We start from the raw sequence: 11667 nt of genomic DNA, 5'->3' as shown, positions 1-11667 counted from the left end.
CGATGACGTCCACGACCGCCGGCTCCCCGAGCCTCGCCTCCCGCCTGTCCGCCTTCACCAAACACGGCGTCGCCGTCTCCTATGTCCTCCTCGTCGTCCTCATCGTCGTCGCGGTGATCCTCAACCCGGCCTTCGCCTCCTGGGCCAACGTCAAGGCGCAGCTGCAGATCGCCACCTTCATCGGCATCATCGCGATCGGCCAGACGCTGGTCATCCTCACCGGCCAGATCGACCTGTCGGTGCCGTGGAACCTGACCTTCTCCTCGATCCTGATGGCGACGCTCTACGGCCAGGGCTACGGCTTCGGCGTGGCGATCGGTGCGGCGCTCCTCGTCGGCATCTCGGTCGGCCTGATCAACGCCATCGGCGTCGCGGTCTTCCGGCTGCACTCGCTGGTCTGGACGCTCGGCATGAATGCCCTCCTCGAAGGCGCGACCATGGTCTATACGAACGGCCAGCCGCCGGATTCGACCATTCCCTCCGTGGTGCGCTTCCTCGCCGTCGGCCATCTCGGCGGCATGCCGGTCTCGCCGCTGGTCTGGGCCTTTCTGTCCCTCGTCACCATCCTCGTCCTCGCCCGCTCGCGCTTCGGCCGCTTCCTCTATGCGACGGGCAACAATGAGCCGGCGCTGTTCCTGTCCGGCGTCGACACCCGCCTCGTCTATGTCGGCGCCTTCGTCGCCTCCGGCCTGTGCGCGGTCATCGGCGGGATTCTCCTCACCGGCTACGCCTCGCAGACCTATCTCGGCATGGGCAACGACTATCTGCTGGTGCCGATCGCCGCCGTGATCATCGGCGGCACCAACATCATGGGCGGCGCCGGCGGCTATGTCGGCACCATCGCCGGCACGCTGATCGTCGTCCTCCTGCAGTCGATCCTCTCGATCGCGCAGATCGGCCAGGCCGGCAAGAACATCGTCTTCGGCGTGATCATCATCGCCCTGGTGCTGCTCTACGCCCGCGAGGCGCGGCCGACCGACTGAAACCGCCGGGGCGGCGGCAACCGCGTCCTTCGGACTTTCACGGGCGATTTCGCAATGTCCGGCGAAATCGCCTATGAGGGTCCGTCCTCACTTCAGCGATTCCCCATTCATGTCCATCCTCACCATTCTGCTTCTCTTCCTCGCCGGCTTTGCGGCGGCGGCCATCAATGCGGTGGCCGGCGGCGGCACCTTCATCTCCTTCGGGGCCCTGTCCTTGATCGGCATCCCGCCGATCTCCGCCAACGCCACCTCCTCGATCGTCCAGCTGCCGGGCTATTTCACCTCGACGCTGCCCTATCTGAGAGACATCCGCCGGATGTGGCGGGGCATCGCCGTCCTCGCGGTCGTCTCGGTGGTCGGCTCGACCCTCGGCGCGCTCCTGCTCCTGTGGCTCGACAACGAACAGTTCTCCGCTGCCGTGCCCTGGATGCTCCTCGCCGCGACCGGCCTCTTCGCCGCCGGCCCGTGGCTGAAACCGAAGCCGCGCGAGGCGGTCGCCACCACCGAAAAGCGCGGCATTGCGGCGCCCGTGATGCAGTTCGTCACGGCGATTTACGGCGGCTTCTTCGGCGCCGGCATGGGCATCATGATGCTGGCGACGCTGGGGCTCACCGACGCCGGCGACTATCACCGGCTGAACGCCATCAAGAACGTTCTCGCCAACGTCATCGCCGTCGTCGCGGTGGTGATCTTCGTCTCCGGGGGCGTGGTGAATTGGCCGGGCGCGCTCGCCATGGTCCCGGGCGTTGCGCTCGGCGGCTATTGCGGCGTCTGGCTCGCCAAGCGCGTGCCCCAGATCGCCGTGCGCTGCTTCGTCATCGCCGTCGGGCTGTTTCTCGCCGGCTACTACTTCGTCACCGGCTGAGGGCGTTTCGTCCTGCCGCCCGCCGAGACCCGGACCGGCGACGTCGCCTCGCTGAGACGCGCCGCCCCGCCACAGCGACCCGCAATCTGCTGGTCGGATTCGTCCGCGATGCCTCGGTGGGCGCGTCGATCAGCGGGTCGAGGAATCCGTCCGAAAAATCCCGAACGACGGAGACCGCACCTGACGATGGGCTGCGCGAGTGATCCCTCAGCCCCGCGCGGTTCTGGCCAGCGTCACGCCGCGGCGCTTCGGCATGAGGTGGTCGTGTTCTTCGAAGATGCCGTATTCGGTCGCCTGCTGGTAGAGCATGTCGCCCTTGGTGCCGGCGAGGATCCGCAGTTCCTTCAATTCGCACAGCAGCGTGATGCGGAAGGCGAGATCCCTCAGATGCACCCGGTTGTAGCAGAAGAAAGCGAGCCTCGCCCGTTCCATCGCGGGAATGGCGCGAACAAGGTCGTCGCGGAGCTCGCCCTCGCAGCGCAGGAGCTTTGCCAGAAGATCGAGGGGGACCGGGCACGTGGCCTCGTTCGGAATAAGGTCGCGGTTGGCAGCCATGTCATCCTCTCTTTCCGGCGCTCGAACCCTTTTGCCCATTCGACACTGTTCGTCCGATTTCAGCAGCCTAACGGAGCTGGCTTGCCCTGACCTTGATCACCGCTTCGTGAGCGATTGTAATCGGGAAGTCGAAATGCCGCACGGAAACGGCGTGCAAATGCAAAGACATCATGAAGTTTCGTGTTGCGAATGATCAATCCTCAACAAGAAGACGCACGAGAGCATTTACGAACTCATTCTTCATCGCGATGAGTCCGGATCTTGCATACTCAGGTGAATATGTTCGGCGATGTCCTGTTCCATGCGAGCGGGAAACAAGATCCGACGTGTCTCGTCGAGCCGGCGAGCGCCGGCTATATTTCCGAACGGCGCGAGAGAACCATGTAGTTCACGTCCGTGTCACGGTCGAGGCGCCATTCGTCGGCGAGCGGATGATAGACGACGCCGGTCTCCTCCAGAATGGAGAGGCCCGCCGCCTGGAGCGGCCGCTCGATCTCGTGGGGGCGTACCAGTTTGGAATATTGGTGGGTCCCCTTCGGCAGCCAGCCGAGGACGTATTCCGCCCCGACGATGGCGAAAGTGAGAGCCTTGAAGGTGCGGTTGATGGTGGCGACCAGGAGCAGGCCGCCCGGCTTCACCATGGCGGCGCAGGAGGTGAGGAACAGATCGACGTCCGCGACGTGCTCGACGATCTCGAGAGCGAGGACCACGTCGAAGGTCTCGCCGCCTTCGGCGATGGCTTCCGCGGTGGTCGCCCGATAGTCGATGGTGAGCCTCGAACCGGCCGCATGGAGCTTCGCCACCTCGATGTTGGTCTCCGACGCGTCGGCGCCGACGACCGAGGCACCGAGCCTCGCCAGCGGTTCGGCGATGAGCCCGCCGCCGCAGCCGATGTCGAGGACCGAGAGCCCCTCGAAGGGCTTCGGCTGCACCGTGTCGCGGGAAAAATTCAGCGCCATCTGCTCACGCACGTAGTCGAGCCTGACGGGATTGAACTTGTGCAGCGGCTTGAACTTGCCGGCCGGGTTCCACCATTCCTGGGCGACGCGCGAGAAGCGCTCCACCTCGTTCGCGTCGATCGTCGTTGCGTCCGGCATCGTTTCGTCCCGTTCATCGCTTCGCCAGACGGGATGTTCGCTTCGCGGCCGCGAAGTCAAGCGCCGGATAGGGCCTCGGCGTGTCGCGGAAGGAACGATGGCGCTGCCCGGGCCGGCGCGGACGATGCCGATTCGCTCTGCCGAAAGGCCGGCCGGACCGGTCGATGGGGGCGGGGAAGGACCGCCGTGAAAGCGCGCCCTGCCCGAACGCACGGGATGTTGTCGCGACGATTGCGCAGCGGTCCGCCATCGGCTAGGGAACCGGCGCTGAAGGGGTAGCGCGAGCCCTTCGCTTGCGACAACCAACGATGCGGGACCCGCTCCGCCGGAAGCCCGCGCTCAACGGATCGAACCATCTGAGCCCATGGCCCGTCTCGTCCTGAAATTCGGCGGAACATCCGTCGGTGACATTCCCCGCATTCAGAACGTCGCCCGGCATGTCAAACGCGAGGTCGAAGCCGGCCACCACGTCGCCGTCGTCGTGTCGGCGATGGCCGGCAAGACCAACGAACTGGTCGCATGGTGCCGCGAGGCCTCTCCCATCCACGACGCGCGCGAATACGACGCGATCGTCGCCTCCGGCGAACAGGTGACGGCCGGGCTGCTCGCCATCACGCTGCAGAAGATGGGGATCAACGCCCGGTCCTGGCAGGGCTGGCAGATTCCGATCCGCACCGACGGCGCCCACGGCGCCGCGCGCATCCAGGAGATCGACGCCGGCGAGATCGTCCGGCGCTTCGACGAGGACCAGGTCGCCGTCGTCGCGGGCTTCCAGGGGATCGCCCCCGACAACCGCATCGCGACGCTCGGCCGCGGCGGCTCCGACACCAGCGCCGTCGCCATCGCCGCGGCGATCGGCGCCGATCGCTGCGACATCTACACCGACGTCGACGGCGTCTACACCACCGACCCGCGCATCGAGCCGAAGGCGCGCCGCATGGCCAAGATCTCCTTCGAGGAGATGCTGGAGATGGCCTCGCTCGGCGCCAAGGTGCTGCAGGTGCGCTCGGTGGAACTGGCAATGGTACACAAGGTGCGCACCTTCGTGCGCTCCTCCTTCGTGGATCCGGACGCGCCCGGCATGGGCGACTTCGACAATCCGCCGGGAACCCTCATTTGCGACGAGGACGAAATCGTGGAACAGCAGGTCGTAACCGGTATCGCCTATTCGAGGGACGAGGCGCAGATTTCGCTGCGGCGTGTCGAGGACCGGCCGGGCGTCGCGGCGGCGATCTTCGGGCCGCTCGCCGATGCCGGCGTCAATGTCGACATGATCGTCCAGAACATCTCCGAATCGGGCGACGCCACCGACATGACCTTCACGGTGCCGGCGGGCGACCTGCAGAAGGCCATCACGCTGCTCGAAAATGCCAAGGCCGAAATGCGCTACGATGCGCTGCAGAGCGAATCGGGCCTCACCAAGGTCTCGGTGATCGGCATCGGCATGCGCAGCCACACCGGCGTCGCCGCCACGGCCTTCAAGGCCCTCGCCGCCCGCAGCATCAACATCAAGGCGATCACCACCTCCGAGATCAAGATCTCGATCCTCATCGACGGCGACTATACCGAGCTTGCGGTCCGGGCGCTGCATGGCGTCTACGGCCTCGACAAGGCGTGAGGACGACGCCCGGCGGGGTCGGGACGGGCGCGTTCCAGGAGCGGCGGGGGTTCTTGCTTTGCTCCAAGTCGTACCCCAAGCTGATCGTCAGGGGTGCGAATTCGCCGCGACGCTTGGGCGAACGCGGTTTGTGTGATCAATTGGGTTCGACGCGAACCGCGTAACCGACATCGTCTGCCGCCGCAGGAGTGGCTGCCGCGGCACAGAACGGAAAGCTGGGTTGAACAGGAGCGACACCTCAGGTCCGCGCGTCTTGATGCGCCGCATCCGGGAGCTGATGATCGAGCCCCTGGAGCCGCAGGCGCGTCTCGACCAGATCGTCAAGCTGATCGCCAAGCACATGGAGACCGAGGTCTGCTCGCTTTACGTGCTGCGGGCCGACGGCGTGCTCGAACTCTATGCCACCGAAGGCCTCAATCCCGGCTCGGTCCACCTGGCGCAGCTGCGGCTCGGCGAGGGTCTCGTCGGCACGATCGCGGCGACGGCGCGGCCGCTCAACCTCTCCGACGCCCAGAACCATCCGGCCTTCACCTATCTGCCGGAGACCGGCGAGGAGGTTTACGCGACCTTCCTCGGCGTGCCCGTGCTTCGGGCCGGGCGCACCCTCGGCGTCCTCGTCGTCCAGAACAAGGCGGCGGGCCGGGTCTATCCCGAAGAGGAGTCCGAAGCGCTCGAAACCGTCGCGATGGTGATCGCCGAGATGATCGCCGCCGGCGGCCTGGAAGGCCTGTCGCGCCCTGGCGTCACCCTCGACCTCACCCGGCCCGTCAGCTTCGCCGGGCTCGCCCTGTGCGACGGCATCGGCATCGGCCGCGTCGTCCTGCACGAGCCGCGGGTGATCGTGTCGAGCCTGTTCAACGAGGACGTCGACAGCGAGGTCTCCCGTCTCACCGAGGCCCTGGCGATCCTGCGCCAGTCGATCGAGAACATGCTGGGGCGGCGCGACGTCGCCGACGAGGGGGAGCACCGGGCGGTGCTCGAAACCTATCGCAAGTTCGCCCAGGATCGCGGCTGGGTGCGCCGGCTGGAGGAGGCGGTGCGCAACGGCCTCACTGCCGAGGCGGCCGTCGAGAAGGTGCAGTCGGACATGCGCGCGCGCATGATGCATCTCACCGATCCCTACATCCGCGAGCGGCTGCACGATTTCGACGATCTCGCCAACCGGCTCCTGCGCCAGCTCATCGGCCAGGCGGGCCAGGACAACGGGACGAACGACGCCGTCGTCGTCGCCCGCAACATGGGCGCCGCCGAGCTGCTCGACTATCACCGCGGTCAGATCAAAGGCCTCGTCCTCGAGGACGGCGCGGCGACCAGCCATGTCGTGATCGTCGCCCGCGCCCTCGGCATTCCCGTCGCCGGGCAGGTCAAGGGCGTCGTCTCCATGTCGGAGAACGGCGATCCGATCGTCGTCGACGGCGAGAGCGGCGACGTGCATCTGCGTCCCCCGCCCGAGGTGCACGAACTCTTCGCCGACAAATTGAGATTCCGCGCCGAACGCCAGCAGCGCTACCGCTCGCTGCGGGCGGTTCCGGCGAAGACCCGCGACGGCGCGGCGATCGGGCTGCAGATGAATGCCGGTCTCCTCGTCGACCTGCCGCAGCTCGACGAATCCGGGGCGGAGGGGATCGGCCTGTTCCGCACCGAGCTGCAGTTCATGGTGGCCTCCACCATGCCGCGGGCGGGCGATCAGGAGCGGCTCTATCGCGCCGTCATCGAGGCGGCGGGCGACAAGCCCGTCACCTTCCGCACCCTCGACGTCGGCGGCGACAAGCTGTTGCCCTATCTCGCCCACGGGCCGGAGCAGAACCCGGCGCTCGGCTACCGGGCGATGCGCCTGGCCCTCGACCGGCCGGGCCTTCTGCGCACCCAGTTGCGGGCGCTTCTGAAGGCGGCTTCCGGTCGCAAGGTCAAGATCATGTTCCCGATGATCACCGATCTTGCCGAGATCGACGCGGCGCGTTCGCTGATCGACCGTGAACTCCGGCATCTGGAGCGCTTCGGCCATGAGCCGCCGAAGGATCTGCAGCTCGGCGCGATGCTGGAGGTCCCCTCGCTGCTCTACCAGCTCGATCCGCTGATGGGCATGCTCGACTTCGTCTCGATCGGCTCGAACGATCTCTTCCAGTTCTTCTTCGCCGTCGATCGCGGCAATGCCAATGTCGCGACGCGCTACGACGACCTGTCGGTGCCGTTCCTGCGCGCGTTGCGGGACGTCGCCCTTTCCGGCGAGCGCCACGGCGTTCCGGTGTCGCTCTGCGGCGAGATGGCCGGACGGCCGCTTTCGGCGATGGCCCTGATCGGCCTCGGCTTTCGCAGCATCTCGATGGCGCCGCCCTCGATCGGGCCGGTCAAGGCCATGCTCCTCGAACTCGACGCGCAGAAGCTCCGCGCCGAGCTGGCCGCGCTTCTCGACGATCCGGGCGAGGCGGGATCGGCACGCAGTTTCCTGAAGGATTTCGCCGAGCGCCACCGGATCCCATATTAGCGTCCGAACGGCCCCCGGAACCGCCCGCCGGATGCTTCGCGGCTTGCCGACCTGCGGCCGCGGGGCTATCGCCGGCCCCTGACGGGGTATCGCCCCCACCGACAGCATCGAACCGGATATCATGGCAACTCTGCCGAACGCCACGCTGAACGACATCCAGAACCGCTTCGCCACCCTCGAACGGGAGATGGCGAAGGGGCCCGAACACGAGGTCTATTCCAAGCTCGCGGCGGAATATGCCGGGCTCGAAGACGTGAATGCCGCGATCGGCGACTATCGCCGCGCCGAGGAGGAGCTGAAGGGCACCCGCGCGCTCCTCGCCGATCCCTCGGCCGACCGGGAGATGCGCGAGCTCGCCGAACTCGAGATCGACAGCCTGAAGGAGCGGCTCGAGGAACTCACCCAGTCGATCCGGCTCCTGCTCCTGCCGAAGGACGCCGCCGACGAAAAGGGCGCGATCCTCGAAATCCGGGCGGGAACGGGCGGCTCGGAAGCCGGTCTCTTCGCCGGCGACCTCTTCCGCATGTATCAGCGCTATGCCGAACTCCACCGCTGGAAGCTCGAAATCCTGTCCGCCAGCGAGGGCGAGGTGGGCGGCTACAAGGAGGTGATCGCGGCGATCAAGGGCCGGGGCGTCTTCTCGCGCCTGAAGTTCGAATCCGGCGTCCACCGCGTGCAGCGCGTCCCGGAGACCGAATCGGGCGGACGCATCCACACGTCCGCCGCCACCGTCGCGGTGCTGCCCGAGGCCGAGGACATCGACGTCGATATCCGGACCGAGGACATCCGCATCGACACCATGCGCGCCTCCGGCGCCGGCGGCCAGCACGTCAACACCACCGATTCGGCGGTGCGCATCACCCATCTGCCGACCGGCATCGTCGTCACCTCCTCGGAAAAGTCGCAGCATCAGAACCGCGCACGGGCGATGCAGGTGCTCAAGGCTAAACTGTTCGACATGGAGCGCCAGAAGGCCGACGACGAGCGCTCCGCCGCCCGCAAGAGCCAGGTCGGATCGGGCGACCGCTCGGAGCGGATCCGCACCTACAACTTCCCGCAGGGCCGGGTCACCGACCATCGCATCAACCTGACGCTCTACAAGCTCGACCGGGTGATCGAGGGCGAACTCGACGAGCTGGTCGAGGCGCTGATCGCCGATCATCAGGCGCATCTGCTGGCCGCGGTCGGCGTCGACGAGGGGGCTTGAGTCGGCCGATGGGGCGCGGCGGATGAGCGGCACCGAAGACGACGGCAGCGCGACCGGCCGGCAGCCGGTTGCCACCGTTGCGCCGGAAGCCGGCAAAGCGGGCGTGACGGCGCGGCTCGGCGACATCTACGTTTCGGCGGCGCAGCGTCTGCGCGCGGCCGCGAGGGCCGACTCGCGCGGCGCCGCGGGCGGAACGCCGGAGATTTCCACCCCCGACCTCGATGCCCGGCTGCTCACCGCCGAGGCGGCCGGCCTGTCGCCCGGCGAGGTCCACCGTGCGAGCGGGCAGGTGGTAGCTCCTCTCGCCGCCGAACGCCTGGAGGCCTTTCTCGCCCGGCGGGTCGCCGGCGAGCCGGTGCATCGGATCATCGGCCGGCGGGCCTTTTACGAGCACGAATTCACCCTTTCGGCAGAGACGCTGGAGCCCCGGCCCGAGACCGAAATCCTCGTCGAGGTGGCCCGTCCCTTCGTCGAGACGGCGATCGCTGACCGGGGCGAGTGCCTGTTCGTCGACGTCGGCACCGGATCCGGGGCGATCGCCGTTTCGCTGCTCGCTCTCTACGGCCGGGCGCGGGCAGTCGCGATCGACGTTTCGTCGGGGGCTCTGGCGACGGCGCGGCGCAATGCCGAGGCGGCGGGCGTCGCCGGACGCTTCCTGCCCGTCGCCTGCGATCACCTGGCGGCACTCGGCGGGGCGGTCGACCTCGTCCTGTCCAACCCGCCATACATTCCGACCCGGGACATCGACGGGCTCTCGCCGGGAGTGCGGCGGCACGATCCACGGCTGGCGCTGGACGGCGGGCCGGACGGGCTTGACGCCTATCGCGCCATAGCGGACGGCGCAGCGCGCGTGCTTCTGCCCGGGGCGGCCGTCGTCGTCGAGATCGGCATCGGCCAGGCGGAGGACGTCGAGGCGATTTTCGCGGCGCGCGGCATCGCCGGTCCCGGACGGACGAGAGACCTCGCGGGGATCGAGCGGGTCGTGTCGATGCGCTCGCAGCCGGCATGACGGAAGCTTTCGCGAAGCCCGTCTTCTTGCACGAGGATTCGCCGTCTTCGGCAAATAAGGCTTGTGGCGCGGGGGTTTCATCTCTATTGTCAGGCCCGTAACGGAGCAATCGAGGGGGACATCTCAGGCGGCAAAGCCCGGAGATGCTCGAGATGGCCGAATGGCCGTCCGTGTGCTGGCAGTTCGGATCGCCAGTCGAAACCGAAATTAGAACATTTCCATCGCCGGCCCGACCTCAGACAGGCGGCCGCGTTCGGGGCACGTTACACGCTCCCAAGACGGACCATCCTGCGGGATGCTCCCGACACCAAGAGACAGGAAGAGCATGAGGCCAGGACAGCAAAAGAACCGTATGCGCGGGCGTGGTCGCAAAGGGCCGAATCCGCTTTCGCGCAACTACGAGTCGAACGGTCCGGACGTCAAGATTCGCGGCTCCGCCCAGCATGTCGCCGAGAAATACGCGATGCTGGCGCGCGATGCCTCTGCCGCCGGCGACCGGGTCATGGCGGAAAACTATCTCCAGCACGCCGAGCACTACAATCGGATCATCGCCGCCGCCCAGGCGCAGTTCCAGCAGCCCCGCGACGATCGCGACAGCCGCGACAGCGACGACGAGGACGAGGACGACGGCTTCGACACCGGCAATTACGGCCGCAACGACACGAGCGACCGCAACGACCGCAACGATCGCGATCGCCGGTTCCAGTCGAATGGCGGCCGCGACCATCAGCAGAATGCCGGCCGCGATCAGCAGGGCGGCAATCGCGACGGCGGCAGCGGCCGCGACAATGGCGGCCGCGACCGCAATCGCGACAACAACCAGCGAGGCCGCGACGACAACGGCCAGCGCGACGGGGGCCAGCGCGACGGGGGCCAGCGCGACGGGGGCCACCAGCGCCGCGACCGCAACAATCCGCCGGCCGGCACCGGCCCGCAGCCGGTGATGGTGCGCGACGACAATGACGGCCATGCCGCCAATGGTCACGCCGGCGGCAACGGCGCCGCCGCGGCAGCCCATGGCCGATCCGACGACCGCCGCGCCGGCAGGAACGACGAGCGCTCCGGCGAACAGGCTCGCCAGGGCGGCAATGCCGACCAGGGCGACGCGTCGTCCGTTTCGATGACCGCGGCGGACGCCCTCGAAGAGACCCAGAACCGCGCCAAGCGCCGCACCCGCACGCGCCGGCCGCGACTGGCCGACAGGGCCGAGGCCGCGGAGACCGCGGGCGAAGCGGCAGATGCGCCGAACGCGGCCGAAACCAAGGCGTCTCCGGAAACGGCACCGTCTGCCGAAGCGGAGGCCGAGACCGGGGCGAAGAAGCCCGCGACGCGGCGCAAGCCGAAGGCCGATTCCGAGGGCGAGGACAAGCCGAAGCGCCGGCGGACGACGCGGGCCAAGAAGTCGGACGACGACGAAGGCGGCGAGCCGCAGGGCGAACTGCCGGACTTCCTGCTGGCTTCCAACGGCTGACCGGCGAGGCTGCACCGCCCGGAATTGCGGGCCTGGCCCTTTCCGGTATCAGCGAGAGCACGGAGGGCGCGATCGAGCCGATCGCGCCCTTTGCCGTTTCGGCCAGCCGTCATGTTTCGCCATGCTGCTCGCAATGCCGGCGCTCGTGCACGCCAGGGCAATCGCTCGAAGCCGGGCGCAAGCTGGCGGTTGGCCTGATCTCCCCCCTTGCGGGGGAGATGCCGGCAGGCAGAGGGTGGCGACCTCGCGCCGGACTGCTCGAACATGCCGCGACACCCCCCTCTGGGTTGCCACCCATCTCCCCCGCAAGGGGGGAGATCGAGGCGTCGCCGACGGCGCTCGCCTTCAAGCGATTGCCCCGTTCGTGCACACTCCGC

9 protein-coding genes are annotated in these 11667 nt (G+C 67.8%); 7 read left to right on the top strand and 2 right to left on the bottom strand.

Annotated elements, in window-relative coordinates; translation table 11 throughout:
* Positions 1 to 2 precede the first annotated feature (2 nt).
* Positions 3 to 983 (top strand): ABC transporter permease, encoded by a 981-nt coding sequence (locus tag LZD57_RS17375; RefSeq protein WP_233720752.1) that lies wholly within the window; start codon positions 3 to 5, stop codon positions 981 to 983.
* A 109-nt stretch (positions 984 to 1092) separates the two neighbouring features.
* Complete coding sequence (locus LZD57_RS17370; protein ID WP_233720751.1) at positions 1093 to 1848, top strand: sulfite exporter TauE/SafE family protein; 756 nt, start codon at positions 1093 to 1095, stop codon at positions 1846 to 1848.
* A gap of 207 nt (positions 1849 to 2055) precedes the next feature.
* Here LZD57_RS17370 and LZD57_RS17365 read toward each other — a convergent pair whose 3' ends face one another.
* Together LZD57_RS17365 and ubiG are read right to left on the bottom strand one after the other, a co-directional pair.
* Positions 2056 to 2403: a hypothetical protein gene (locus LZD57_RS17365; protein ID WP_233720750.1), complete on the bottom strand. Its 348-nt coding sequence runs from the start codon at positions 2401 to 2403 to the stop codon at positions 2056 to 2058.
* 353 nt (positions 2404 to 2756) lie between these two features.
* Complete coding sequence (ubiG, locus tag LZD57_RS17360; protein ID WP_233720749.1) at positions 2757 to 3500, bottom strand: bifunctional 2-polyprenyl-6-hydroxyphenol methylase/3-demethylubiquinol 3-O-methyltransferase UbiG; 744 nt, start codon at positions 3498 to 3500, stop codon at positions 2757 to 2759.
* A 364-nt stretch (positions 3501 to 3864) separates the two neighbouring features.
* On the opposite strand from ubiG, the gene LZD57_RS17355 reads away from it, so the two are divergent.
* The 5 genes from LZD57_RS17355 (at position 3865) to LZD57_RS17335 (ending at position 11290) form a co-directional block, all read left to right on the top strand.
* Positions 3865 to 5118 carry an aspartate kinase gene (locus LZD57_RS17355; protein ID WP_233720748.1) on the top strand — a complete coding sequence of 418 codons (1254 nt, stop codon included), beginning with the start codon at positions 3865 to 3867 and terminating at the stop codon, positions 5116 to 5118.
* A 277-nt stretch (positions 5119 to 5395) separates the two neighbouring features.
* Positions 5396 to 7603, top strand: coding sequence for a phosphoenolpyruvate--protein phosphotransferase (ptsP, locus tag LZD57_RS17350; protein WP_233720747.1), 2208 nt, complete (start codon positions 5396 to 5398; stop codon positions 7601 to 7603).
* Between the two features lie 121 nt (positions 7604 to 7724).
* The gene (gene prfA, locus LZD57_RS17345; RefSeq protein ID WP_233720746.1) at positions 7725 to 8810 is read left to right on the top strand and encodes a peptide chain release factor 1; all 1086 of its coding nucleotides are present in this window, start codon (positions 7725 to 7727) and stop codon (positions 8808 to 8810) included.
* 22 nt (positions 8811 to 8832) lie between these two features.
* Positions 8833 to 9819 (top strand): peptide chain release factor N(5)-glutamine methyltransferase, encoded by a 987-nt coding sequence (gene prmC / locus LZD57_RS17340; RefSeq protein WP_233720745.1) that lies wholly within the window; start codon positions 8833 to 8835, stop codon positions 9817 to 9819.
* 352 nt (positions 9820 to 10171) lie between these two features.
* Positions 10172 to 11290 (top strand): DUF4167 domain-containing protein, encoded by a 1119-nt coding sequence (locus LZD57_RS17335; RefSeq protein WP_233720744.1) that lies wholly within the window; start codon positions 10172 to 10174, stop codon positions 11288 to 11290.
* Positions 11291 to 11667: the final 377 nt, after the last annotated feature.

The organism is Jiella avicenniae (assembly GCF_021390325.1).
Classification (GTDB): Bacteria; Pseudomonadota; Alphaproteobacteria; order Rhizobiales; family Rhizobiaceae; genus Jiella; species Jiella avicenniae.
The sequence above is the reverse complement of the archived record's forward strand: the minus strand, read 5'-3'. Positions and strand labels throughout refer to the sequence as shown.